Raw genomic sequence first — 24,858 nt, 5'->3', positions numbered from 1 at the left:
TGTTACCTTTACTTAGAATTGTTATCTAGTGAGCCCATCACGTCGCCACGGAAGCCGTAAACTTGACGTAAGCCAGCGAACGGAATCAGCTCCACTTCGCGGGTTTGACCTGGTTCGAATCGGATTGACATGCCAGCGGCGATCGCTAGACGGTGACCGTAAGCAAGCTCTCGGTCAAAAGATAAAGCGCGGTTCGCTTCAGCAAAGTGGTAGTGCGAGCCAACCTGAACAGGGCGGTCACCCGTATTAGAAACTTTCACTGGGATAGTTGTGCGGTCAGTACACAGCTCAATGTCATCCGCTTTTAGTTGGTATTCACCTGCAAACATGGCGGTCTCCTTAAATAATCGGGTTGTGCACAGTCACTAGCTTTGTGCCGTCAGGGAAAGTTGCTTCTACTTGTACTGTTTCAATCATTTCAGCAATGCCAGGCTGAACATCAGCACGAGTTAAGATTTCACGACCTGCACTCATCATTTCTGCAACGGTGCGCCCTTCACGTGCACCTTCCATGATTGCGCAGCTGATCAGCGCAACAGATTCTGGGTAATTCAGCTTGATGCCTTTTTCTTTACGTCTTTCAGCAAGCAGACCTGCAGTGAACAAAAGTAATTTGTCTTTATCTCTAGGTGTTAATTCCATCGTTTACTCCGTTTCATGATTTTCAATATAAAATCGCGTTATTAGATGTTTAATAAGGCGTTATAATTCGAGTTTGATTAAGTCAGCCAGATTCTTGGTATCACCGGTTCCATGCCAATAAGCATCGGACGCAACACCTCTCTCGCTTGTTGGAATAAGTCCCAAACTTCGTTTCTTTCGGTACCGAGATAACGAACGACTAACACGCCACGTCGCTCACTCACCGCCCAACGGTCGGATGCTGGCATGTGCTCTCGAAGCGCTAAAATGGCTTGTTTTGGATCGTCTAGACCCACCGCCCACATATTGGCGTGAACCGTTGAACCGCCTTGTCCCCACTTACCGGTAAAACGCGGATGAGTCGGGTCGACCTTTTGTCTTTCAAGCCACAGCGGTTTGCCATTTTGGTAGAGGTTAAATTGCTGGGTGATACACCCACTGTTGAATGGCAACTCACTGGCAGGTCGCCCAAGAACGGTAATTTCCCAGCCAAGACACTTGGCATTTGTACCCAAGTTGATCGTGCAAGTTTGGTCACCAATAGAACCATCAAAAGCAATCGACTCTTGAGGAAGCCACTCTAAAATGGCGTTATCCTCAACATCCAAGTTGGTATGTTGTTTCCACGGCACCAAGTTGCGGTCAGCTTTGTACAGCTTGTTTGCGGCGGGGGTTGTCACTAAAGCGTGAGCGTCACTTTGTACACCAATGTTGAAGTTCAGCTCGTCACCACTCACCAAGCCACCAGGCGGGTGCAGAATGTAGACATGGCAACAGCCATCTTTGCCCTCAGGATAGAAAGGTCTTTGGACAATCAGGGGTCCAAAGTGTCGTAGGGTATTTAATCGTGTGACACTAGAATTGCCTTCAGCATGAGCACCAAATTTTAATGTCAAAGACGCTAACCACTGACGATTGAGACCAAAACCTTGTTCAACACGAGGTGTATTGGTTTTGTCAGTCGTTGTCGTTTGGAAATCTGTCATATGAACATACCTTTCTACCTACCTTTAAATAAAAATTTAGGATTAAAATGCTTATTACCGTTTCATTGGTAACGAGTGAAATAGGTCAAACTTCAACGAATAACGCTGAATAGGAATAGAAATCACGAGTAATAAATAACGCCTAGTGAAAAAAAAAGAGGCTTAATAATTCTCTTCTTTAATTTCACCCATAGCGTCACTATTAATAAACTGACACAATCACATGGATTTCTATATCGATGCTGTAACGAATGGACACAATATACAGGAATCAAGCGGAGTCTAAATTAGACATTTTGCCCAAAAGATTACAATATAAATGTCAGCATCAATTCATTATTAATGGAATGTTTAAAACTATTTCTGAGTTACTAAATAAAAAATATAAACAGTGAATTTACTCACAATTTCTATCATTGCTAAACGATGAGATAAGAGTGAACTACCGGAAACCGATAAACTTAAACAATGGATTTTCTGAAGCGGCTTCTGAACTGCTGAGGTGTGGTAAGTTTATTTTTTTTAAACACAGTGCAGAAATAGGCGGAGCTCTTAAATCCACTCAGGTTGCTTATCTTCAATATGCTGAAGTTACTAAACTTCAGATACCGAATCGCGACATTGAGCCTCACCTCGTTGAGGATGCAAGAGAAAGACTTCTGCTCTGCTGATAATCCTCTCCTCAAGGTAGAAATGCTGGTCGCCATAGACAAAGCCGCCGCCTCAAGCGTCCAATGCTTCCTCGGTTCACGCATAAGCAGATTGGACAATCTCTCAGAAACCGACAGATCAGTTTTCATGTTTAAGACGATATTGATGTCTTTGTTTTCCAGATGTAGGTGAATCAGAAGGTCAACCACACTCTGTCTAAGCAGCGCTTTGTTCAACCGCCCCATACAACGGTGCCCATCAACGACCCGATTCATTAAAAAGACATCACAAAAATCTTTGTTATGAGCTTTTAAGAAATTTCCGCCATCACTCGAACGACACAATTTTCGATTTCTCTTATCAAAGATAAACTTGTTTAACTCGTAAAGGTCTCGCTTAATAAAGCCAATATCAAAATCATTTAAGCTAATGAAGTCTAATTCAGACTGCTCAGTTAACTTTGATATATTAACGTGAATAAACGAGTTTTTTGGAATGATAATTAAGCTATTGTTAAACTCCTGAATGGGAGAACCATTAATAGTAATGTCTCCTTGATAACCTGAGACTCTGACAAATATGGTCTTTTTAGTTCTGTAATTGTGTAGTCTAAAATTGCTGGCATTAATATTATGAAAAAACATTGCTATCAAATAATTAACATCTATATACTGTCAAGCATACTAGCAAGATAGTCGATTCTTTGTGCGACATGTATAGATAATCAATCCATAAATGAAGGTATATGACTTCAAATCTAAATCACTCCCCTACCCTTATAGAAAACTGGTCGCAGTGCCATCGTGAAGATGGCGTGATTTGATAGGAAAAGATGACCGCTCCGCTAAAAGCACGAAACTCAACTAGCATAGCAAGTACTTCTTGGTGTTAGCCTCAGTTAGGCTTTTGACCACCCCTTCTTCTTCAAGCAGAGTGAGCGCTTTTTCAATAGGCAGTCTTAACAACCCTAGCTTTATCATTAACGTATCGACCGATACCGAAGTGTCGCCGATGGATGACAAGCACTGAACAATGCAATTTCTGGTCTTACGCTTTGACTCGTAGTTGCTGATAAATCGCCTTTTGACGGCAACCTCCTCTTGCTTGCTCTTACATTGATTACCCAAATCCATACGAAACCAATTTAAGTCTTCCAATAACACGTTATATGGGTCGCCCAAGTTATCAATGACAACGAACTGATCATCCGTTGAGTTGATCACGGTGTAATCCACACCTTCCGATATTCTTGTCTCGCTCGGTGTTTTAATACTCGAGTAAAAGCGAATGGTGTCACCAAGCAAGCTATCACTCTCTTTCTCCAACTTTCCCGTAGCGACAGCCAAGCCAGCATCAATCAACTTATAGAACTCACGCACGATTTTGTGTTTTGGCTGATAGGCACAGTCCAAGTTCAGCTCGCAGGTTGCACAGTGATAATGACATTTACATTGGACGTAGGATTGGTTGGAACCATCATAGACCCAGTTATTGCGATAATTAATGTAATACATACTGCCCAGAGCCGTGTGGATCACATTCACCTTGTTATTTTTTACCAACCGACTCATGGTGGTAACGAGCATCTCTTGGTCATAAACACCCTTGATATAGAGGTTTTGAGAAAGCTCTTTTAGGCTCACCTTCTGCTCAGAGTTAAATAAATAACCAACAACTTGGTTCTCTAAAGCATCAAAGGCATCGTTTTCTTTTTCCTCGAATTCTTTTTTGAACTTTCGGACTAAGATTTTCAGTTTATCTTTAGCAAGACGTATCACTTGAGCCTTGGAGATATCATGTGTTGGTTCTAACAAGGAATAGAGCTCAAACCCCGCGCCTTCAAACTGTAGGGTGCGACATAAGCCTTGCCTTAACGTTCTAATTTCTTTCTTTTTTCTCCCATCCACAGCATGAATACGCAAGATAAAGTGATGAATCTCTTTCGCAAAAAATACCAATTTCATAATCATAATTTAAAAATAAAGACCTGAAGAGCTCACTAGCATTTAAAGTGAGTGTTAGAAAAATCGGCGAGGTTAAATACGCCAGAAACAAGGAGACAAAACGACCACAATGGTTAGGATCTCCAAGCGTCCCATCAGCATTCCGAGGCTCAAAATCCACTTTGCTGCATCTGGTAGTGTCGAGAAATTGCCAGTAGGACCAATAATGGAACCTAGACCAGGACCAACATTCGCCACCGAAGTAATGGCACCGGACAAGCTCGTGACAGGGTCTAAGCCTATGATTGCCAATAACATTGCGATAAAAATAATGGTTAATGCATAAACAAAAGCGAATGCCGTTACACCTTGCACAATACTGTCTGACAAACGTGCTTTGTTGTAACGCAAGGTAAAGACACCAGAAGGGTGTACCAGTTGGAAAACCTGCTTTTTAAGGAGTGAGGTCGCTATCTGAATTCGGAAGATTTTGAAGCCCCCTGACGTTGAGCCAGAGCACGCACCCATCAAAAGAACGAAGCAAAACAAAATGGTTGGTAAACTCCCCCAACTGGAGAAATCGTCTAATGCAAAACCCGTGGTGGTCATCACCGTAACGATATTAAAGGTCGCAATACGAATCGCGTCGATAAACGGGTAATCGAGCTTCAATGCCAACCAGCAAGCAACAACCAAACTCAACGCAACCACCAACTTAAAATAGGCTCTGATTTGCGCGTCTTTCACTAAACACGACAGACTCTTTTGGTTGATTGCTGCCACAAACTGAATGAATGGCATACCACCCGCAAACATAAAGATGATCGCCACCCAATGAGCCATTGGCGAGAAGCCGTTCATGGAGGCATCGGTCGTTGAATACCCTCCGGTAGATACAGTGGTCAGTGCGTGGTTTATCGCATCAAATACAGTCATGCCAGATAGCAAGTAGCTCATCACACAAAGAAAAGTCAGCAGCAGATAAACAGACAGAATACTCTTGGCAACACTCTTCATTCGAGGTGCACTTTTTGTTGACCAATCAGAGGATTCGGTTTGGAAGAGTCGCATCCCACCAACATTGATCATGGGTAGAATAGCGATAGCCATCACGATGAACCCTACGCCACCAAACCACTGAAGCAGCGAACGCCAAAGCAATATGCTGGGAGCCATGTTATCAAGACCAGCAAGAACCGTAGACCCAGTCGTGGTGATACCAGACATGGTTTCAAAATAAGCGTTGGTGAAGCTGATTTCATTGATGAACACAAAGGGAAGTGACGCAAACGCGCTGCCTAGAACCCAGACTAGCGTGGTGATCAAAAATGCATCTTTTACCTTGAGAGCGATTGATGTTTTCCCGCCAATCGCCACGCACACTAATCCACCGATATGGGTAATGATTGCTGATAAACCAAAATCTAACGCCCCTTGAGTCCCTGTCACTACAGCCATCAAAAATGGGATATACATAAACAATGCGAGTTTAGATAACAGGAATCCCAAAACGAGAAACACTGGTTTATAGCTAATCATTAAAAATCAGTTCATTTATTCTTACCAACAACTTTATTATTTATTCAATTTTCCCAATTAAATTCAATTGATATATAAGGTTAAATCAATGACCGATATAATATGAGCAAAAATATAAATAATGCTATTTATTAGGGAGAAACATCAAAACACAATAGGCAGATCGCGCAATGACTTATTCTTATCGTTTCGTTACATTGAGATAAACAACTGACTAAAAACAATCTGACTTAATATTTATAACTTTATGTTTCTGCCTAAAAAGATCCCTCTATTACCGAGTTATTCGATGTCGAGTAACTGCTATATAAACACAGACTTTTCATCCCCCTTGAGCAATTGCAGTGAAAAAATTAAAATTACATCATGTTTAACAACGGTTTATGTCAAGTTATACAAAACCACCACTGATTTATATCTCTCGAAGTTTTGTTTGCCATTAAGCTCCATCATGAGCAATGGACTCATCAATTCACTCGACATTCTGCTCAAGAAAAATGACGATACTCTATCTTCCATGGATAAAGATTTACTAACCCATGCCATCTACTTTTTTAGGTCTCAGTTCTCAAACTAACGCTGAGCTACCATATAACCATCATCTTTAGACATTGTTTTCTTTGGAGTTTTTTCTGAACTCCTGAGGCGTTACACCATACTTCTTCTTAAAGATCGTACAAAAGTACGCCGAGCTATTGAAACCACTGAGTTCACTGATTTTTAAAACGTTGTATGAAGTGAACGTTAAGTAGTTGATGGAGATACCTAACCTTACATCATTGAGAATGTGCGAGAAGGCTCCTCCTTCCTTAGAGAGGTTTCTACGTAACGTAGAAGGGCTGGTAAACATACAACTCGCCGCCAAGTCTAACGTCCACTTCTTCGTTGGTTCAGACATAAACAGCTTGGCTAAACGAGAAGACAACGATATGTGATAATCACTGTTAAACAATATGCTGACATCCACACCTTTTTTATACAGCAGTAATACCAAGTGAAAGATACTCTGCTTCAATGCGATATTTTTAATGCTTTTCAGCTTTTGGCAATTATTAAGTTGTCTATTTGAGTAAAAAATTTCGCACAGTTCTTTACTCTTATACAGAATAAATGACTCATTCTTGTTTTTGTTTAAGATGAGGTCATTAAGCTTTTCGAGCTTCACCTTCATCTTTTTGATGTCAGTCTTGTTGAGAGTCACGACCTCAAATGAGTTCTCATCCCCCTGCCTAAGCAGATCGCACTCCACCATCGCCCCTTCTGGGATAACCAGTAAGCTATTGTTAAACAATGGCACTTCGTTTCCGTTGATGGCGATGAACCCTTGGTAATTGGAGATCCGAACGAGTAAGCTCCTTTTCGAACGGTAGGGCTTCAATGTGACTTTCTTTGATTGAACTTGATGGAAAAACATATGCGAATAACCTGATGCTTTTTTCTGAGAGTATCACTCCTCCTACTGAAAACATCGTGAGCCATAATCAATGAGATATTTTCAAAATAATATGATGGTATTTCTACATTTCGTATTTATTGGTGTATTTTCTGGTAAAAAAATGCAGTTAACATGATAAGCGGCTGTTTATTATAGAAAACAGACAGAAAATCCTGCCCTTGTTATTTAATAACTTATAATAACAACCACTTAGTTATTCGCTTATTCGATATAACACAGCTAGGTTGGTACACTATCTGGGTTTCTGTTTATATTTTTTAAATCATCTGATGACATACCACATTTATCGAAGGAATTATGGAGCGAATTATTCGATTTTTTACTTTCGGACTTTGGGGAACGAAGGAAGAGCGACACCTTTCAAGAAAGATCAATCATTCTTACACATCATTAAAAGTCGTTGGCAGGGGGACCGTGTTTATATCTGCCAAAGAGGTTCATCAAGACCTAATGACGAACAATACTTATGAAAGAGCTCGGTTACTCGTTGAGGAGAAATAGTTGTTTTTGTTGCTAATCTTACCAATCTTGGTAAGTGGTTTTTTGGTTTGTCATATCCATCCGTTCTATCGATACAAGGTACACCGTTATGAAGGGCAGTACCTGTATTTAAAAAGCGCAAACTTAGGCATGATGTGTTTGTTTATCGCCTTAGGCTTAGTCTTGATCGTTAATCGCCACGCGTATTTTTTCACAGCCATCACACATGTCGCTCCGATAAAATGGTTGCCTGACGCATTATTTGCACAGACGCCTTATGAGTTCACATCGAACCTACTCTATGAACTGGATGCCTTTACCAATCAAGAGGTAATCAATCTCACCTGGGTAACCATGATTACGTTTTCGATGTTGCTTGTGCCTGTGTTCTGGTCTCTACTCGCCTACATCAAATATTGCGTTCGCTACATGACGTTAAGCCCAAAAGAACGGCTTAATGCGAGAGTCTTTTCCGACAGCTCACTGGATGACTTTCTCTTTAAGTCTGCGTTAGAAAAAGGGGACAAAATGGTCATGCTGACACTGTCGGATAGAAGGTTATATGTGGGGAAAGTACTCAGCTTAGGCGAGCCCAACGAAGCGGAAGGACTCAACCAAGAGATATCGATAAAGCCGGTAATGAGTGGGTATCGAGACAAGGGTACGCTAGAAGTCCATTTTACTAAGCACTACGCCAACACTGATGCCAATGCCGTCACCATCATAAAGCAAGATCTGATCTCCTCAGCTTGCGCTTTTAGCTTTGCAACCTATGAGAAATTGCATCGAAAAGGCTAAAACTTGTGAAAGCGTATCACCACACCTTTGGTTGATACGCTTATCATGCATCTACGCCAGCTTTACGTTTAAAAGAAATTGCTCTAGTGAACCGATTCCCGCCAGCTCAAAAATCTGATTAAGCACGTTCTGATGGTAATTGTGCATATCAAGGATTTCCTCAATCACCTCTCGATCCAAACTCCCCAGAAAAATGCCCGCTAATATCGTGTCAAACCAGCGGAAAGTACACCGAGCGACGACGTTTTTTACGTTAAGTTCATTTGCCCTAATCGTAATGTCTAGCAGCAGTTGGTACTTATAAAAATACAGCTCACTGCCATATTCCTCCGTAATAGGGAACGCCTCCGCTTCCTCGCCAAATATCAACAAGCAATCTTCTATCATTTCTTGATGCTTGGTTTGCACATTGCGTTTGAAATTACTGACTTCCACACCCAACCATGAACCGACCAGCAAGATGTAGCTGTCCATACCTTGGAGGCTCTCAAGTGCTTCCTGCTGCTTTTCACAGATGGCCTTTCTCACCGCTGGCACTTTAGCCTTCGGGCATAAACCACGCCAAGCAAGGTCCAATAAAGTCACAAGCTCATTGGGATCTTCCTGATCCGAGTAATAAAAAGTAGAACGGTTGATGAAGCGATCTGCCAAACGTTGATGTTTATCCCTGTAGAGGTGAATCAGACAAGCATCCGTCGTTTTACAATAAGCTTCACAAGGTATAGAAACATAGTGTGATTGGACACGGTTGACTTGGTAATGCGTGTTCTCGCACGAGTGTCCAAAAATACGTTTTAAGAGGCCCATAAATCTCCTAAAGACCTACAAGAGGTTGATATCCTTAACAAACAAACTTAATGGTGACTCTGCACCCTAGCACGTTCGTTTTTTATTTGGGTCTCATACCGGAAGTTGACGGTTTTTCACTGTAACTTGCTTGAGAATCTAAAGGAGAGAAGCCTTGCGCCACAACTCATTCAAGAGAAGAAGTACGTCAAATCAAAAAAGCCAGTCTCTCGGGACTGGCTTTGTTTTGTGGAGCACGGCTGGTTACTTAATAAATGAAATACAGCCTTGCAGAATCACTAGGTTAACGATGTCGATAAAGAACGCGCCAACGATAGGCACCACCATAAAGGCTTGTGGTGATGGACCGAAGCGATTAACGATGGAGCCCATGTTCATGACTGCGGTTGGGGTTGCGCCCAGACCAAAACCACAGTGACCGCTTGCGATGACTGCTGCATCGTAGTTGCTGCCCATCACGCGGAACGTCACGTAGTACGCGAAGACTGCCAGAATCACCGATTGTACCGCCAAAATAATGAGGAACGGGATTGCTAAGTCGAAGATGTTCCATAGTTTTAAGCTCATTAGTGCCATCGCGAGGAACAAAGACAGCGAAACCGTACCAAGAATATCGACCGTCTCGACATCCACTTTGCGTACTTTGGTCACTTCCATGATGTTGGTGATCACCACACCGATAAACAGCGCGTAAACGAAGTCTGGAATCATCAGCCATTTGATACCAAAGCTGCTCACCCAACCTTCTAAGTAATCGGCACCAGTAACACACAATAGAATGATCGATAAACTCTCGACCACTTTCTTCGCCGTCACGCGGTCTTCTTCGTGCTCGTTATAGGTCACCAATTCAGGGAAACGTTCGTGAGTCTGGTTGGTGCGTCCATATTCAGATTCAAGGTTACGTTTATCGATCAAGCGTTGTGCTACTGGGCTGCCAATGATGCCACCAATGACCAAACCAAAGGTAGCGGATGCCATTGCCACTTCTAGTACGTTGTGCAAGCCGTACATGTCTTGGAAGGTTTGTGACCATGCTGCGCCCGTACCGTGACCACCAGACAGCGTAATCGAACCTGCAATCAAGCCCATTAGCGGGTCTAAGCCGAGCGCCGTTGCCAAGGAGACACCGACCGCGTTTTGGATAAGAATGTACACCGATGCCACGGCTAAGAAGATAAACACCTTAGCGCCGCCTTTAATCAACTGGGTGTAATTTGCAGCCAAGCCAACGGTGGCGAAGAACATCAACATGAAAGTGTTTTGCAGCGGTAAATCGAAAACTAAATCCACGCCATTGAAATGCATCGCGGTGATCGCACATGCGACAATCAAACCACCCACGATTGGCTCGGGAATATTAAATTTCTTTAAGATCGGTAATTTAGCGTTAACGAATTGTCCCAAGAACAACACACAAATAGCGACGAGAAACGACTCTTGTGGACCGACAGAAATGACCTGATTCATAAAACCTCTTTGCCTCCTTTTTCTCATCCTTTGAGTAACAACTCGCAGGTTGAGCGGTATTTAGGCAGGTCAGAGTGCCTACTGAACGTGTGGTTTTCTAGGGTCCAAACCCACCAAATTCTCATTAAATAAGAAAGCAATAGCTCGGATATTTACCTAATTCTCATTCAATGAAAAAACATACTTTTTCACCAAGTTTTTTGGCGCAATTTTCTCGTTTTTTTGGATCTTCTCAACTTATGAGAAGTGAACAATTTTTTACCAGTTTTTGAAGGCAAAAACGTATGCGATTGCGTGCAAATTTTGCGTGAAAGTCTGGTGCAAACTTTGTCGAATTTTCATCGACAAAAGTGATTGAGAAAACAGCGCAAGAAGATTGGCGCTTTCTATCCCATCGCCAAGGTGTTATACATATATATAACACCAATTCAGCCAAGGAAACCAATCATGACGCATTGGCATGATCGCCAACCGATTTTCCGTCAGTTGGCTGACCAGATCACCCAGCAAATTTTGCAAGGCATCTGGCAAGAGGGCGAAGCTTTGCCTTCGGTACGCAGTGTCTCTGCGGATATGAAGATTAATCACCTGACGGTCATGAAGGGCTATCAGTTATTGGTTGATGAAGGATTGATTGAGAAGAAACGTGGGCAAGGCATGTTTGTCGCCCAAGGTGCAAAAAAACAGCTGCTTGCTGATGAAAAAGCCCGTTTCCTTGAACAACAAATTCCGCAGATCGCCGACACACTACAACGTCTGGATATGTCTCTTGATGAATTTATCCAACAAATCCAAACACATATTGAAGGTGACCAATGAGCGCATTAGTCAGTGTAAAACACGTCTCCAAGCAATATCGTCAGCAGGGTGAAGCGCTGCATGACGTGAGCTTTGATCTACAAGCGGGTCAGGTGCTTGGTTTGCTAGGTCATAACGGTGCGGGTAAATCGACTCTCATTAACGCCCTACTTGGTGCACACGAATATCAGGGCACCATTCGCATCAACGGCTTTGAGCCAATCATGCAACGCAACAAAATCATGCAGAGCTTGTCTTACATCTCGGATGTGAACGTGTTGCCAAACTGGATGACGGTTGCTCAGCTGCTCGATTACACCGAGGGCGTACACCCAGGTTTTAATCGCAGCAAAGCCGATAGCATGCTTCGTCAAACCGACATCAAGCCGCGTGCACGCATCAAATCCCTATCGAAGGGCATGAAGGTACAATTGCACTTGGCAGTCGTCATCGCGACCAATACGCAGATTCTGATTCTAGACGAGCCAACGCTTGGTTTGGATTTGGTTTATCGCGATACCTTCTACCGTCATCTGCTGGAATGGTTCCACGATGGCGAGCGTGTGCTGATCATAGCGAGCCATGAAGTATCGGAAATTGAACACCTACTGACGGACGTGCTGATCCTTAAACACGGTCGACCTGTTCTGCAAACCTCAATGGACAGCATCAGCGAAGATTACTTCATTCTCGATGCCAGTGATGAGCATCGTGCACAAATCGAAGCGCTGAAACCACTGTCATCGCAAAAGGGCTTAGGTACAACTAAATGGTTGCTGTCTTCCCAATACGCAGAGCAAGTTGCAGGTCTGGGTAATGTGTATGGCGTCAAGCTTGCGGATCTGTTCTTGGCATTGCAGAAGGAGGCAACACAATGAAATCGATTGTCGCGATGTTGCGTAAAGAATGGCTAGAGAACCCATTGGCTACGCGCGTGCCATTATTTATGTTTGCCTGTGGCGTGCTGCTGTTTGTCAGCTTGATGAGTAGCTCGACACTGCAACACAATATGTTCTTCCAAATGAGCTTTGGCGGTGATGTCAGTGACATCCACAAAGAACTCGGCGATGACGTCAACATGCTGATCACCGGTGGCATTGGTTTGTTGTCTATACTGCTTGGCACTCAATACTTCCCAAGAACGCTGCGTAAAGAGCGCTCAGAGGGCAGTATCATGTTTTGGCGCAGTATGCCTGTCAGTGACGTAAAAACCCATCTGGTGAAGCTGGCGTTTGGTTTATTGGTTATTCCATTGGTGTGCTCGGTATTGGTTTTCGCTGCCGACTTTATGCTGTGGATGTTGAATGTTTCAACCGACCACCAGCTGGCGTTATTGTATCGCCAGGCATCATTGGGCTTCGTGCTGCTGAACTGGATTGAATTCTTGCTTCGAATGGTGGTAGCTGGCGTGTTGTTATTACCGCTCGCACTAACCGCAATGGCAATCTCACAGAAAGTGAACTCACCACTGTTGGTGATCTTGATTGGTATTTACGCGCTACGTTGGATGCCAATTGCGATGTTCAACTACTATGGTCTGGATGACTTCTTCTCAGCAATTTTCTATCTACCACTGCACGCGATTCTTGCGCCAAACCCGTTCAGCGCGATTCCAGATGCAGGTTGGATGAATGTCGGTATTTATGCGTTCATCGGCGTACTTGCTTGGACAGCGAGCATCAAATTCAGCCGCACCGTGAACTAGCAAACACGGGCAAAACAAACCCATCAAAAGCGAGGTACTGTCCTCGCTTTTTTATTTCCGCGCCCATTTTATTTCCGCGCCCAAGCAGCATTTGTGCTAAACCACTTTGACTAAACTAGGCAGCAGAGCGTCGATGTTTTTCACTTCATCGAACTGAGCCAACTTTCGCTTTATCTGTTCTGCTGGCAGCGCTTGTGCTCTTGCGATATAGCGATTTTTCAACAGACACGCCACTTGGTCCCACTGTTGTATATGCGCATGGGCCATCAGCAGGTATTGTGAAATGACGTCTTGCTGCGCGTGACTTCCCCCCAGCTTGCTGTGCACATCTCTCACCTGGTTAATCAACTCAATGCAATGACGGTAGTTCGAACTGTGGTACGCCTTGATGGCCTGCATCAACTTGCTGCCTGTCATAAACTCCACTTCCTGAGTTTGTAGTGGCGAACTGATAATTTGCGTTATATTGGCATCTAACTGGTCATGATGATCGGTTTTCGCTAACACCATGGCATTGTGAATTTCAGTAAACATGATAGTGCTGTCGGCAGAAATCTCTAGTGCTCCGGCACTCAATCGATGCCAACGTTCTCCAACATCAGCTCCCATGAACTCCAAGCGAGCCAATAACGAAGCTGCGTTTTGGATATCAAGGTATATCGAAGACTCTGCAGGGTAGATGTACTGATCAAACAAAACCAAGGCGCCATCAATATTGCCTTGCTCAAGATGGAACAACGCTAGGTGCCACCAAAGATGGCCGCGAAACGCATTGTGATTTGAAAACGTATTCGCATGACCTTGTAAGAACTCGATGCCCTCTTTCGCCTCGCCTTGCATCTCAAAAATATGAGCCATCGTATGCTTGGCAATTAGGTCTTGATGGTTCAACACTAACGTCTGGCGCGCAAACGCTTCTGCCAATTCATATTCCCCCGCCTCTTCGAGTGCAAAGGCATGAGCGGCGGCAAACATCCAATATCCTGACGTCAGCTCATCCCAATAAGGTAAGACTTGCAAAGAAACGTGCAGTGCCCGTTGCTTTTGGCCAAACCAAAATGTTTGCCCCGTAAATTGGCGATAGGCAATGATATCCAAAGGCCAAAGACTCAGAATATGTTGCCATGTATCCAGAGCCCCCTTCAGATTGCTTTGGCTCCATTGTTTCAACGCATGCATGTGCAGCGCTTCACGCTTGGTGGCCGATTGCGCTAACTGATCCAACTGCGTAACCATTTTAGCCACGATGGGTAAAGTAGAACGACGCCCATCACTCGCATGGCTGTACGCCTTAAAAATCCATCCCATCATAAAGTCCGGATAGAGCAGTAGCAGTTGATCGAGATCGCTCATTGCACTGGGAAGAAAGGTCAACGTATCTTCGAGAATCCGTTCAAATTGTTCTGCGCCTGCAGCATCAATGCCGTTCATCTCTAGCGTTCTTTTGTCTTTAACCATCACATACCTACTAGTAGATAGCCATTAAATTTAAAATAATACCCGCACTTATCGCGGGCAGTATTATGAATAATATTAGCGTTTAAGGAGTGCGAGACAACTCGCCTTCACGCTGCGAATGTAATCGGCATCTTTAAACTGAGAAAGTAACATACTGCCTTCCAGCGCAACAAAGATTAGCCTTGCAACTTGGGCTGATTCCACTCGTAAGTCGAACTCTCCGTTCTCTACACCCTGATCAATGATTTTTTGTAGCCATTGCTCATTCGTTTGCACAAAACGCGACAGCAGCCCTTCTAGGCCATCTGCCAAAGAGTAAAAGTCAGAAGCGTACATACCACACAAACACAACTTATCTTGCTCGCGTACGCCAATAAAAATATCAGCCAGCGCTTCAATTTTTTCCTCAGCACTGCTTGGTTGGCTCTCGATCTGAATTAACGCCGCTTCGTAGTTTGCGAGATAGCGTTCAAACACCGCTTCAGCCAAGTCTTGCTTGGTTTTAAAATGGTAATGAATACTCGCGGTCTTAATACCCAGCTCATTTTGGATGTCGCGAAAGCTAAAACCATTAAAACCTCGGCTTTGTATGTAGCTTTCAGCAAGGTCGGCAATCTTTGCAGCCGTCGGGCTAAGTTCTTTCATGTGGCTTCCACCTTAAACATTTTTGCAAAAGATAGCATGCCCTCACAAACCTGTCTACCTACTGGTAGGTATTGTTTCTTTTTCAAAAAAGACTTAACCTACCTACCAGTAGATAATTAACATTAAAGGCAAACAATGAAATACGATTTTATTATTATCGGAGGCGGTTTGAGCGGTCTCTACACCGCAGCGTACCTAGAAAAAGTGGGGCATAACTACTTGCTACTTGAGGCGAGAAGCAGACTCGGCGGTCGAATTCTTTCTTCTGCGAGCTTGGCAGCAAACAGTCAACACGACCAATTTGACCTCGGCCCATCTTGGTTTTGGCCCAAGATGAATCATCGCGTCATGAGGCTTGTCGACAACTTATCGCTTCCGATCGTAGAACAGTATGAAACTGGCGATATGTTAATCGAACAAGCCGGGCAGGCTGGTATTCGTCAAGTATCGAATCAATTCTTTTCTTCTCCTCAATCCATGAGAGTATCGGGTGGCATGGCGCAATTGGTAGCAGGAGTAGCAAAGTTACTCAACCCAGAAAACATCAAATATGAGCATCAAGTGCACGCAGTAAGCCATAATGAAGCTCAAGGTTATAGCGTCGATGTCATCCACCAAGCAGAGCTGCTGACTTTAGAGAGTGAGAACATCATCTTTGCGCTCCCTCATCGTTTGATTGCTAATAACATCCGCTTTACGCCAACCCTTCCAGAAACGGCGTTAAATGCGCTGGACAAAACGCCCACATGGATGGCCGCTCACGCGAAATTCTTCGCCATTTATGACCGACCTTTCTGGCGTGAAAACGGATTGTCTGGTTACGCAAACAGCCAAGTTGGTCCATTGGTGGAAATTCATGACGCCAGTGCTGAAAATGGCCATGCCGCCCTGTTCGGTTTTATCGGTTACGATGCTCAAGCTCGCGCACAGCTAGGCGCCACCGAATTGAAAACCATGGCAGTTGAGCAACTAGCGAGACTCTTTGGCCCCGAGGCGTATAACGTCACTGAAGTAAAGCTGCTCGACTGGTCGAAAGAGGCATACACGGCGGTTGAAAAGGATCACACCATGCCAACTCATCACCCGCGTTATGGGCTCAACGCATCACTGGAGCAATTAAGCCAACAGGGCATGTACTTTGCGGGAACGGAATCAGCACAAGAGTTCGGTGGATTTATTGAGGGCGCGTTAGAAGCAGCAGAGAGTGTTATTGAAAAGCTTGCCGCTCGTTAAATTGCTCTATCCATTCATTTATGGGGAGGTTGTTGCTCCCCGTAACCCACTCGTCCCTTAGTTCTGCTTCTACTTCTACTTCTACTTCTACTTCTACTTCTACTTCTACTTCTAAAAAATATTGTGATAGTACTTCTGGCGGGTTAAGTCCATAATCCCACGATCAACGAGCATCAAGCTCTTATCTTGAAACCATTAAGTAGAACAACAGCAATGACAGCACAGTCAACGGTCATTCTTGGACTGTATAACCCGAAAGATCCAACCAATGTGGGAGCGGTAATGCGCGCAGCAGGTTGTTATGACGCCACACAAGTTCGTTATAACGGTACTCGCTATAATCGTGCGGTAAAATTCCGAACCGACACGAAGAACATGCACGAACGTATCAATTTGATCGAAATGGACGATCTCACCGCTCACCTTGCTGAAGACGTGAAAGTGGTGTGTGTTGAGTTGGCAGTTGGCGCTACGGCGTTGCCTCTTTTTACTCACCCAGAAAACGCGGTGTATATTTTTGGCCCAGAAGATGGCTCACTGCCGCAAGAGGTTGTCGATAAGGCTGACCACGTAGTGTATGTTCCCACCAATGGCTGCATGAACTTGGCGGCAACGGTCAATGTTGTCTTGTATGATCGTTTGGCTAAAAATCTGGGCACGATTGACGACCATCAACAAGTGATTACCAACCGAGACAACAAAAATCGATTGAAGGTCAAAGACTGCGTATCAGCGCAATAATTTGTACTCGGTACTGCTTAATAAAAAAAGAGCCTATATCGAAATATAGGCTCAAAGCAGTGAAAAAGTGTGCGTGATTTTGATTAATATTTTAGTTATGCAACGATGGCTGAAACTTTGACCGCATCGCTAATGGTGCGATAGTTTGGAGAGAACTGCTGTACGCTCGCAATGACTTCGTCATAATCAGCCTGAGTCCCCTCACCTTTTACTTCAAATTGAAATTGGATTTCATCAAAGCCAACTGGCGCTTCTTCACTCACATTTAGGAAGCCACGTAAATCCAGAGCGCCCTTGATGGTTAACTTCACAGCATCTAGCTTGATACCACGAGCACTTACGCCCGCAACAAAACCCACCATCATGCAACCAGCCATGCCGCCCAATAGGTAATCTTGAGGTGTTGGGTATGCATTGTTGCCCAATAGCTCTTCTGGCTCACCAACTTCAAAGCTGAAGTCTTTTACGATTTCTTTTCCGCCAACCTTTTGATTCAAAGTACGGATTTCACTGTGAACGCCGCCTTTCCATTCAGCAACAATGCCGTATTCAGAGATCGCCTGCGTTGCGTCTTCAGTGATCACTTGAGTGTAAGCCGCTAGGTCATCGAGTTTAATGCCGTTTAGTGGTGAGTTATCCATGATATGTCCTTGTTATTATTTGATGTCGTGTTTACTACTGAATTTTTAATTGGGGCCTTTAGGGATCGAGTGAAAGGCCCCAATTCGCACGTTTAGTGAGGTTAATTACGGCCAGCCATTACGCCGCCGTCGACGTTAAGCACAGTGCCAGTCACCCAAGATGATTTGTCTGACAGTAAGTACTCAATCGCGTCCGCCACATCTTTTGTTGAACCGATACGGCCAATCGGGTGGAAATCATTGAAGCCTTGTAGTGCTGATTCGATTTCTTCTTCCGCGATAAATGACTTGTAAATCGTCGACATCACAACAGCTGGTGCTACAGCATTTACGCGTACGCCGTGATCACCAAGTTCAATTGCTAGGTTTTTCGTCAGAGCATGAAGACCCGCTTTTTGCATTGAGTACGCTGATGATGGCGTTGCTTTAATTGCTTGGTGAGCCCACATAGAACCGATATTTACGATCGCACCGCCACCGTGCTCTTTCATGTTTTTCGCCACAGCCTGAGTGATGAAGAAAAACGCGCGGTTCATGTCTAGTTGTAGGTCGTAATCACGCTCTGAGTGGTCAAGGAAATCAACCGGTTTGAAGAAGCCAGCAGCATTAACCAAGTAACCAATATGACGTTTTTCAGCATTCAATTGTTCGATGAAGCTTTTCACTGCACTTGGGTCATACAGATCAACTTGAGCGGTTTCTACTAGGCCTTTGGTCACACTTTCTAAATCCTGCTTTGCTTCAGCAAGATTGTTTTTATCGTGCGAAAGAATCATGACGGGTACACCAGCTTTAAGAAGTCGCTCCGCTGTCGCTTTACCCATACCTGATGAGCCGCCTACGATAAGTGCAATTGAAGATGTGTTGAACATAATACGTTTCCTGTCCTTTATTAGACTACCTACTAGTAAGTAGGCAGTGTTTTTATTAAAAAAGGAGGTGGTTTGGGAACCAGCTCCTCGTCAGTGGTTGTTACTCTAAGATCATATTATTTTCACGTCAACAACTTTATCTACCTACCAATAGGTATATTTGGTTATTTCCTTATTATTCATACATTTATTTAGAATATTTTTTATTCTACCCGTTCACATCATCAATAAATACAAAAAAAGGCCACAGATAAACTGTGGCCTCTATAAGTATTTTTTATCAATCTAGCCAAGGAACGAAATGTAGCCTTGCAGAATGATCAAGTTAACGATGTCGATGAAGAAGGCACCAACAATCGGTACAACCATGAAAGCTTGTGGCGACGGACCAAAGCGGTTAACGATAGAACCCATGTTCATTACCGCTGTTGGGGTTGCCCCCAAACCAAAACCACAGTGACCACCAGAGATAACCGCTGCATCATAGTTACTACCCATCACCTTGAACGTTACGTAGTAGGTAAAGATAGCCAGAATCACCGATTGCACGCCCAGAATCACCAAGAATGGGATCGCTAGGTCGAAAATGTTCCACAGTTTCAGGCTCATCAATGCCATTGCCAAGAACAGAGACAACGATACCGTACCTAGCATATCGACCGTTTCTGTATCTAACTTACGGACTTTAGTTACTTCCAAGAAGTTAGTGATGATCACACCAATGAACAATGCGTAGACGAAGTCTGGAATCATCAGCCATTGAATATCGTAAGTGCTCACCCATTGCTCTACGTACTTAGCGCCTGTCACACAGATCAATAGGAAGAACAATTTCTCAACCACTTTTTTCGCGGTTACTTTGTCTTCTTCGTATTCGTTGTACGTCACCAATTCTGGGAATTTTTCGTGGGTTTTGGCATCTCTGCCCCCAGGACCATACTCAGATTCGATCTTGTTCTTTTCGATCAATCGCTGAGCAACCGGACTACCGATGATACCACCGATGATCAAACCGAATGTTGCTGACGCCATCGCGATTTCCAACACGTTATTTAATCCATACACGTCTTGGAACGTTTGTGACCATGCCGCACCTGTGCCGTGGCCACCTGAAAGAGTAATCGAACCTGCGATAAGCCCCATCAGCGGATCTAAACCCAATGCCGCCGCTAATGAAACACCGACACCGTTTTGTATGATGATGTAGAACGACGCGACCGCTAAGAAGATAAAGACCTTCGCGCCCCCTTTCATCAACTGAGTGTAGTTTGCTGCTAAACCAACAGTAGCAAAGAACATCAGCATAAATGTGTTCTGCAACGGCAAATCGAATTCCAGATCGATACCGTTGAAATGAAGAGCAGTAATGGCGCAGGCGACTATCAAGCCCCCTACAATCGGCTCAGGTATGTTGAATTTCTTTAAGATCGGTAGCTTAGCATTAATGAAATGCCCCAAAAAAAGCACACTGATCGCAACCAAAAAGGACTCCAGTGCACCTACAGATATCAAATGATTCATATCGCCTCTTATTATTGTTCTCTTCATCCTCCGTAATGATTGAGTGTTAGTTTAACCTTCGCTCAATAGCAAATTTTCTCGCTATATTTTTTCGAAAATACTCAAAAGGTTGTGTTAAATGCGCCTTAGGCTAGTTTAAGGGACGGTCGTTAAGCGATGTTCTGATTTATGCGCTATTCGCAAGCCCTAAAATGTAAAAGGAGCCGATTAAGCTCCTTCTTATCCGGTTCACATTCCAAGCAAAAATGACTGCTTGATGTGGATGGACATATAGTGTTGTGAGTATTGTCCGAGAGAGACTTTCTGAACCGCTATCGGGCTCCCTTACTTAAACAGAAAGTCATCCTCACTATTGGGCAAAGTTCCTTCCCGTTATAACGAATAGAGCGCCGTGGTGGCGCTCTAACATCTGGGTTTGCTTGTATCCTATCGTAGTTCAATAACTCTGACTCATGATGATTAAAACGAGCCGAATCCAAGGAAATTCTCAAGCTTGCAACAAGTGTTCTCGTTACAACGGAGCGAGATTATAACATATCGCTGAAAATTTTCCTCATTTCAGTGCTATTCGCCACTTTTATACTTTTCTTCTGCAATGATTAACTGTTCTATATCATTGTTGCAGACGAAAGAGCGAAGCGCCTCAAACTTATCTTCATCCCACGTGTAGATTTGCAGCGCGAGCAGCTTATCGATGGTGTCTTGCTCAAAGCGAAGCTTAACAGGCTTTGCCGGAGATCCTGCCACCACGGTGTACGGTGGAACATCTTTAGTCACGACGCTGTTTGCGGCAATCACTGCGCCTTCCCCAATTTTGACACCAGGCATGATCATCGCGCGCATACCAATCCAAGCCGCGTCACCAATCACGGTATCGCCTTTGCCTTGGTAAGATTGCTCAATGTCATCAAGGAACGGATACAGACAGAACCAGTCAGTCCTGTGATTGTGGTTGCCGCCCATCAAAATCACCACTTCAGCCGCGATACAAACGTAATCACCGATGTAGAGTTGATCGACTTCCCACCTCGGCTGCCACGCTTTACTGATTTCATCGCCATGCAGATAACGCACGACCGAATCTTCAAAGCCGTTATCCCAACAATCGCTGTAATAACTGTGGGTGCCTTTGATGTGGATGTTTTGGTTTTGCACCACTTGGTGCAGGTACTGAAATTTGGACCAATGTTTTTTCATGGCAATTACCTCAATAGAGTAAATGTATGCCACGGAACGATTTCTCGTGGCGTTGTTGCTGCGTTCTCAGTCAACGACGCCTATTGGATGCGGGGCTGCAGTAATAATGGATTGTTCATATACCTAAGTATCCTCAACATGCAGAGTTCAGCGTGCACCCTATAAAAACCATGTATAATTTTCAAGCAAACCAAACAAATAACAAGATTCCGAAAATGAAAAGTCACTCTGCCTTTGCCTCTCTGCTGCTGTTTGCTGCCACAGTGTCTGCGAGCGAAAACATTAAAATCGAATACCTTCCAGCGGAAACTGCCGACGATCGCTTTGCTGCGCAAGTGATTGAAAGCAGTGAAGTGAGCGACATCTTTGTCCAGCTTTCTGATAATTACTTCCCGTTTGATAACCCACTAACACTGACCTACGGTGGCGAAGACGGTCCACTTTACGATCCAGAAACCCACACCATCCATATTCCCTACACCTTCTATCTGGAATCATTCAACTACTTCACCAACAACAAATACCAAGAACGTTACGGTAAATCACCGAAAACGGGCGCGCTCGATACTTTGCTGCACATGCTATTGCACGAAGCCGGACACGCTTACATTGCCGATCAAAACATTCCGGTACTGGGTAAAGAGGAAGATGCGGTCGATAACTTCGCTACCATTTTGTTGATTGACTACGTTGATGAAGGTGCCGATGTGGCGATCAGTGCTGCAGACATGTTCGCATTCGAATCCGACGACAGACCGGACTACTACGATTTTGGCGAGTACATTGACGAGCACAGTTTCGATCTACAGCGTTATTTCTCTACCCTGTGTCTGGTCTACGGCAGCGATCCAGAGCAATACAAAGCCTTATTAGATGAAGTAGAAAAAGATTACTTACGCGATCGTAAAGAGTTCTGCCAATTCAATTACGGCAACATCCGTGATAATTGGCTGCATTACTTGCAAGACAATGAACTAAAAGAAAAATAATCGCGTAAAAGGGATAAGAACCGCCAATAATGAGCTCAATCATGACCAAACTGACCGTATTTTACGATGGCACTTGTCCCTTGTGCGCCAAAGAGATGAAGGCGTTAAAACAACGCGATGCCAAGCAACAAATCAAAACCGTCGACATCTACAGCGAGGCGTTCGTCGCTTATCCGCAGATCGATCCGGAGCAAGCCAACACCATTTTGCACGCCCTCAACGATAAGGGTGAGCTGCTGCTTGGGTTGGACGTGACTCATCGTGCATGGCAACTGGTCGGTCGCGGTTGGTTGTATGCACCGCTGCGTTGGCGCGCTGTCAAACCTGTTGCGGATTGGCTTTACCTCAAATTTGCCAAAAACCGTTACCGCGTCTCCTACTGGTTAACGGGCACTTCTCGCTGCAATAACGGTTCGTGTTCACGTTAATTGTGATCCTGCTTAAAAATGCTACGACCTTAGTCTAAATTTATAAACTTCCAGTACTTCTGATTGATTAACTCGGTTAATCTCTAAGCATTACAACAATAAGTATTAATAATTTTATCAGGCAAGCTTATTCAGCTTGTCACTTGTAACGCTGCGCCGAGAGAAGGACGTCTCTATGAATCTGACGATCAGAAAACGACTATATATCCTTTCAATAATTCCAATTCTAACCATGGCAGTAGGCATGATGTGGTTCACCTATCTACAAACCACAGCCTACAACGAACACGAGATTGAGCAGACTCGAAGTCAAATGATGGAGATGAAAAAAGCCGAGCTCAAAAACTACGTCCAAATGGCGCGCTCCGCCGTCGAGCCACTACTCGCTCAAAATGCCTCGCTTGAAGAAGCACTGCCTATCTTGAAACAGTTGGAGTTTGGCCAATCCGGCTACATCTTCGGTTACGATTCAAAAGGCGTGCGTGTCGTGGTGGGTAAAAACACCAAAGGCATCGGAGAGAACTTCTATAACTTGCAGGACAAGAAAGGCAATTACCTGATTCAGGATTTGATCAAAAATTCCAAAACAGGTGCGTTCACGACTTATTATTTCCCGAAACTCGGTCAGAGCGAAGCGCTACCGAAACTGAGCTACTCGGTCTTTATTCCTGAATGGGATTTGATGTTGGGAACGGGTTTCTACACTGACGATATCGACGCCATTGTGGCAAACATGGAAGAAGCCGCGCATCAGGCCCTCAACACCACACTGACGGCAATTGCTCTGTTCTGTGTCTCGATTGCTGCGATCGTCGCGGTCTTCGCGGTGTTTGTTAACCGCAGCATCATGAAGCCTATTGAGCAGTTTGATGCTTCAATTCACTCTTTCGCGCAAGGCGATGCAGACTTAACCGCGCGGATGGAAGAATCAAGCGTGCCGGAGTTCACTCAGTTGAGCCGTAACTTCAATATCTTCGTTGAAAGCCTGCAAGGCATCATCAAGAGCGTTAGCCATGTCGGGCAAGAAGTGGTTTCAGAGACCAACGACATGTCACAGCGAGCATCGCAAGTGGACGAGTTGGCTTCAGGTCAACGTGAAGAAACCGAACAGGTCGCTGCGGCAATGACCGAGATGACAGCAACGGCGCACGAGATTTCCAGCAACGCTAACCAAGCGGCGCAATCCGCCAAAGACGCCGATGAAAATTCACAGCAAGCGAAACACATTGTTGATTCCGCAGCGAACTCCGTCGAAGCGCTCGCGCTAGAGGTGTCGGAAGCCAGCACGGTGATTTCTCGCTTAGAAAGCGATGTACAAAACATTTCTTCTTCGCTAGAAGTGATTCAAGACATCGCCGAGCAAACCAACCTATTGGCACTGAACGCAGCCATTGAAGCAGCCCGTGCAGGCGAACAAGGCCGCGGCTTCGCAGTCGTTGCCGATGAGGTTCGTAAACTGGCGAGTCGCACTCAAGACAGCACAGGCGAAATTCACCAAATGATTGAGCAGTTGAAGTCTGGTTCGGATGCGGCAGTGAAAGCCATGGGTTCAAGCCAAGCGCGCGGTGAAGCAACGGTTGAGGAAGCACGAGCTGCCTCTGCCGCACTGCAAGAAATCCAAGCCGCAATTGCTAACATCATGGACATGAACACCCTGATCGCAACGGCAACCGAAGAGCAAAGCCAAGTTGGGCAAGAGATTTCACAACGCATCGAGGTCATCTCTCAACAAAGCAGCCAATCGGCGCACCTTGCGAATCAAAACCGCGCAGGCAGTGGCAACCTAAACCACAAAGCTAACGAGCTGTACGACTTGGTCGGTCGCTTTACGGTTTAAAGCTTTCCTCACCCTTACATC

Annotated in this window: 24 protein-coding genes; 9 read left to right on the top strand and 15 right to left on the bottom strand. The window is 44.5% G+C overall.

Annotated features, from left to right (window positions below):
- Positions 1–8: 8 nt before the first annotated feature.
- From VJL_RS18190 to VJL_RS18160, 7 genes are all read right to left on the bottom strand, one after another.
- Positions 9–329: an urease subunit beta gene (locus VJL_RS18190; protein WP_009696560.1), complete on the bottom strand. Its 321-nt coding sequence runs from the start codon at positions 327–329 to the stop codon at positions 9–11.
- Between the two features lie 10 nt (positions 330–339).
- A complete protein-coding gene (gene ureA / locus VJL_RS18185; RefSeq protein ID WP_009696559.1) occupies positions 340–642 on the bottom strand; it encodes an urease subunit gamma in 303 nt (100 codons plus the stop codon).
- A gap of 77 nt (positions 643–719) precedes the next feature.
- Positions 720–1,628 (bottom strand): urease accessory protein UreD, encoded by a 909-nt coding sequence (locus tag VJL_RS18180; RefSeq protein ID WP_038880106.1) that lies wholly within the window; start codon positions 1,626–1,628, stop codon positions 720–722.
- Between the two features lie 461 nt (positions 1,629–2,089).
- Complete coding sequence (locus VJL_RS18175; protein WP_038880103.1) at positions 2,090–2,923, bottom strand: helix-turn-helix transcriptional regulator; 834 nt, start codon at positions 2,921–2,923, stop codon at positions 2,090–2,092.
- Between the two features lie 219 nt (positions 2,924–3,142).
- Positions 3,143–4,243 (bottom strand): hypothetical protein, encoded by a 1,101-nt coding sequence (locus tag VJL_RS18170; RefSeq protein ID WP_227741141.1) that lies wholly within the window; start codon positions 4,241–4,243, stop codon positions 3,143–3,145.
- Between the two features lie 72 nt (positions 4,244–4,315).
- Positions 4,316–5,761: a TrkH family potassium uptake protein gene (locus tag VJL_RS18165; RefSeq protein ID WP_017189782.1), complete on the bottom strand. Its 1,446-nt coding sequence runs from the start codon at positions 5,759–5,761 to the stop codon at positions 4,316–4,318.
- 604 nt (positions 5,762–6,365) lie between these two features.
- Positions 6,366–7,058: a helix-turn-helix domain-containing protein gene (locus VJL_RS18160; RefSeq protein WP_227741140.1), complete on the bottom strand. Its 693-nt coding sequence runs from the start codon at positions 7,056–7,058 to the stop codon at positions 6,366–6,368.
- Between the two features lie 660 nt (positions 7,059–7,718).
- On the opposite strand from VJL_RS18160, the gene VJL_RS18150 reads away from it, so the two are divergent.
- Complete coding sequence (locus VJL_RS18150; protein ID WP_038880092.1) at positions 7,719–8,495, top strand: hypothetical protein; 777 nt, start codon at positions 7,719–7,721, stop codon at positions 8,493–8,495.
- A gap of 51 nt (positions 8,496–8,546) precedes the next feature.
- Here the strand turns inward: VJL_RS18150 and VJL_RS18145 are convergent, their stop codons facing one another.
- Together VJL_RS18145 and gltS (VJL_RS18140) are read right to left on the bottom strand one after the other, a co-directional pair.
- Positions 8,547–9,302 (bottom strand): hypothetical protein, encoded by a 756-nt coding sequence (locus VJL_RS18145; protein ID WP_038880089.1) that lies wholly within the window; start codon positions 9,300–9,302, stop codon positions 8,547–8,549.
- Positions 9,303–9,545: 243 nt separating this feature from the next.
- Positions 9,546–10,772, bottom strand: a complete 1,227-nt coding sequence (gltS, locus tag VJL_RS18140; RefSeq protein ID WP_005428834.1) for a sodium/glutamate symporter — start codon at positions 10,770–10,772, stop codon at positions 9,546–9,548.
- A gap of 447 nt (positions 10,773–11,219) precedes the next feature.
- Here gltS (VJL_RS18140) and VJL_RS18135 point away from each other — a divergent pair, with 447 nt between their 5' ends.
- From VJL_RS18135 to VJL_RS18125, 3 genes are read left to right on the top strand one after another with little or no spacing between them, the layout of a single operon-like run.
- A complete protein-coding gene (locus tag VJL_RS18135) occupies positions 11,220–11,591 on the top strand; it encodes a GntR family transcriptional regulator (protein WP_009706721.1) in 372 nt (123 codons plus the stop codon).
- The gene (locus VJL_RS18130) at positions 11,588–12,448 is read left to right on the top strand and encodes an ABC transporter ATP-binding protein (RefSeq protein WP_038880086.1); all 861 of its coding nucleotides are present in this window, start codon (positions 11,588–11,590) and stop codon (positions 12,446–12,448) included. The genes VJL_RS18135 and VJL_RS18130 overlap by 4 nt, the downstream gene beginning before the upstream one ends.
- A complete protein-coding gene (locus VJL_RS18125) occupies positions 12,445–13,275 on the top strand; it encodes a membrane protein (protein ID WP_038880083.1) in 831 nt (276 codons plus the stop codon). Before VJL_RS18130 ends, VJL_RS18125 begins: the two co-directional genes overlap by 4 nt.
- 96 nt (positions 13,276–13,371) lie before the next feature.
- On the opposite strand, the gene VJL_RS18120 is transcribed toward VJL_RS18125, so the two are convergent.
- Positions 13,372–14,733, bottom strand: a complete 1,362-nt coding sequence (locus VJL_RS18120) for a tetratricopeptide repeat protein (protein ID WP_038880080.1) — start codon at positions 14,731–14,733, stop codon at positions 13,372–13,374.
- Between the two features lie 75 nt (positions 14,734–14,808).
- Entirely contained in the window at positions 14,809–15,378 is a 570-nt protein-coding gene (locus VJL_RS18115) for a TetR/AcrR family transcriptional regulator (protein ID WP_010644408.1), read from the bottom strand.
- Between the two features lie 135 nt (positions 15,379–15,513).
- On the opposite strand from VJL_RS18115, the gene VJL_RS18110 reads away from it, so the two are divergent.
- Positions 15,514–16,611: a flavin monoamine oxidase family protein gene (locus tag VJL_RS18110; RefSeq protein WP_038880077.1), complete on the top strand. Its 1,098-nt coding sequence runs from the start codon at positions 15,514–15,516 to the stop codon at positions 16,609–16,611.
- A gap of 213 nt (positions 16,612–16,824) precedes the next feature.
- Positions 16,825–17,352 carry an RNA methyltransferase gene (locus tag VJL_RS18105; protein ID WP_038880074.1) on the top strand — a complete coding sequence of 176 codons (528 nt, stop codon included), beginning with the start codon at positions 16,825–16,827 and terminating at the stop codon, positions 17,350–17,352.
- A 95-nt stretch (positions 17,353–17,447) separates the two neighbouring features.
- On the opposite strand, the gene VJL_RS18100 is transcribed toward VJL_RS18105, so the two are convergent.
- From VJL_RS18100 to VJL_RS18085, 4 genes are all read right to left on the bottom strand, one after another.
- A complete protein-coding gene (locus VJL_RS18100) occupies positions 17,448–17,993 on the bottom strand; it encodes an OsmC family protein (protein WP_038880071.1) in 546 nt (181 codons plus the stop codon).
- A gap of 101 nt (positions 17,994–18,094) precedes the next feature.
- The gene (locus VJL_RS18095) at positions 18,095–18,865 is read right to left on the bottom strand and encodes an SDR family NAD(P)-dependent oxidoreductase (protein WP_038880068.1); all 771 of its coding nucleotides are present in this window, start codon (positions 18,863–18,865) and stop codon (positions 18,095–18,097) included.
- Between the two features lie 285 nt (positions 18,866–19,150).
- Positions 19,151–20,386 (bottom strand): sodium/glutamate symporter, encoded by a 1,236-nt coding sequence (gltS, locus tag VJL_RS18090; protein ID WP_038869865.1) that lies wholly within the window; start codon positions 20,384–20,386, stop codon positions 19,151–19,153.
- Positions 20,387–20,950: 564 nt separating this feature from the next.
- The gene (locus VJL_RS18085; protein ID WP_038880065.1) at positions 20,951–21,583 is read right to left on the bottom strand and encodes a CatB-related O-acetyltransferase; all 633 of its coding nucleotides are present in this window, start codon (positions 21,581–21,583) and stop codon (positions 20,951–20,953) included.
- A gap of 215 nt (positions 21,584–21,798) precedes the next feature.
- On the opposite strand from VJL_RS18085, the gene VJL_RS18080 reads away from it, so the two are divergent.
- From VJL_RS18080 to VJL_RS18070, 3 genes are all read left to right on the top strand, one after another.
- On the top strand, positions 21,799–22,572 hold the full coding sequence (locus VJL_RS18080; RefSeq protein WP_038880316.1) for a DUF4344 domain-containing metallopeptidase: 774 nt from the start codon (positions 21,799–21,801) through the stop codon (positions 22,570–22,572).
- 41 nt (positions 22,573–22,613) lie between these two features.
- A complete protein-coding gene (locus VJL_RS18075; RefSeq protein WP_038869868.1) occupies positions 22,614–23,000 on the top strand; it encodes a thiol-disulfide oxidoreductase DCC family protein in 387 nt (128 codons plus the stop codon).
- A 175-nt stretch (positions 23,001–23,175) separates the two neighbouring features.
- A complete protein-coding gene (locus VJL_RS18070; RefSeq protein WP_038880061.1) occupies positions 23,176–24,837 on the top strand; it encodes a methyl-accepting chemotaxis protein in 1,662 nt (553 codons plus the stop codon).
- The last annotated feature ends 21 nt before the right edge of the window (positions 24,838–24,858 follow it).

It is taken from the genome of Vibrio jasicida CAIM 1864 = LMG 25398 (genome assembly GCF_000400365.1).
Lineage (GTDB): Bacteria > Pseudomonadota > Gammaproteobacteria > Enterobacterales > Vibrionaceae > Vibrio > Vibrio jasicida.
This window is presented reverse-complemented; position numbering and strand designations above follow the sequence as displayed.

Excerpts from the sequence above, each read along its gene's own strand:
- VJL_RS18190 (WP_009696560.1), bottom strand. The coding sequence starts at position 329 with ATGTTTGCAGGTGAATACCAACTAAAAGCGGATGACATTGAGCTGTGT.
- ureA (WP_009696559.1), bottom strand. The coding sequence starts at position 642 with ATGGAATTAACACCTAGAGATAAAGACAAATTACTTTTGTTCACTGCA.
- VJL_RS18180 (WP_038880106.1), bottom strand. The coding sequence starts at position 1,628 with ATGACAGATTTCCAAACGACAACGACTGACAAAACCAATACACCTCGT.
- VJL_RS18175 (WP_038880103.1), bottom strand. The coding sequence starts at position 2,923 with ATGTTTTTTCATAATATTAATGCCAGCAATTTTAGACTACACAATTAC.
- VJL_RS18170 (WP_227741141.1), bottom strand. The coding sequence starts at position 4,243 with ATGAAATTGGTATTTTTTGCGAAAGAGATTCATCACTTTATCTTGCGT.
- VJL_RS18165 (WP_017189782.1), bottom strand. The coding sequence starts at position 5,761 with ATGATTAGCTATAAACCAGTGTTTCTCGTTTTGGGATTCCTGTTATCT.
- VJL_RS18145 (WP_038880089.1), bottom strand. The coding sequence starts at position 9,302 with ATGGGCCTCTTAAAACGTATTTTTGGACACTCGTGCGAGAACACGCAT.
- gltS (WP_005428834.1), bottom strand. The coding sequence starts at position 10,772 with ATGAATCAGGTCATTTCTGTCGGTCCACAAGAGTCGTTTCTCGTCGCT.
- VJL_RS18135 (WP_009706721.1), top strand. The coding sequence starts at position 11,220 with ATGACGCATTGGCATGATCGCCAACCGATTTTCCGTCAGTTGGCTGAC.
- VJL_RS18130 (WP_038880086.1), top strand. The coding sequence starts at position 11,588 with ATGAGCGCATTAGTCAGTGTAAAACACGTCTCCAAGCAATATCGTCAG.
- VJL_RS18125 (WP_038880083.1), top strand. The coding sequence starts at position 12,445 with ATGAAATCGATTGTCGCGATGTTGCGTAAAGAATGGCTAGAGAACCCA.
- VJL_RS18120 (WP_038880080.1), bottom strand. The coding sequence starts at position 14,733 with ATGGTTAAAGACAAAAGAACGCTAGAGATGAACGGCATTGATGCTGCA.
- VJL_RS18115 (WP_010644408.1), bottom strand. The coding sequence starts at position 15,378 with ATGAAAGAACTTAGCCCGACGGCTGCAAAGATTGCCGACCTTGCTGAA.
- VJL_RS18110 (WP_038880077.1), top strand. The coding sequence starts at position 15,514 with ATGAAATACGATTTTATTATTATCGGAGGCGGTTTGAGCGGTCTCTAC.
- VJL_RS18105 (WP_038880074.1), top strand. The coding sequence starts at position 16,825 with ATGACAGCACAGTCAACGGTCATTCTTGGACTGTATAACCCGAAAGAT.
- VJL_RS18100 (WP_038880071.1), bottom strand. The coding sequence starts at position 17,993 with ATGGATAACTCACCACTAAACGGCATTAAACTCGATGACCTAGCGGCT.
- VJL_RS18095 (WP_038880068.1), bottom strand. The coding sequence starts at position 18,865 with ATGTTCAACACATCTTCAATTGCACTTATCGTAGGCGGCTCATCAGGT.
- gltS (WP_038869865.1), bottom strand. The coding sequence starts at position 20,386 with ATGAATCATTTGATATCTGTAGGTGCACTGGAGTCCTTTTTGGTTGCG.
- VJL_RS18085 (WP_038880065.1), bottom strand. The coding sequence starts at position 21,583 with ATGAAAAAACATTGGTCCAAATTTCAGTACCTGCACCAAGTGGTGCAA.
- VJL_RS18080 (WP_038880316.1), top strand. The coding sequence starts at position 21,799 with ATGAAAAGTCACTCTGCCTTTGCCTCTCTGCTGCTGTTTGCTGCCACA.
- VJL_RS18075 (WP_038869868.1), top strand. The coding sequence starts at position 22,614 with ATGACCAAACTGACCGTATTTTACGATGGCACTTGTCCCTTGTGCGCC.
- VJL_RS18070 (WP_038880061.1), top strand. The coding sequence starts at position 23,176 with ATGAATCTGACGATCAGAAAACGACTATATATCCTTTCAATAATTCCA.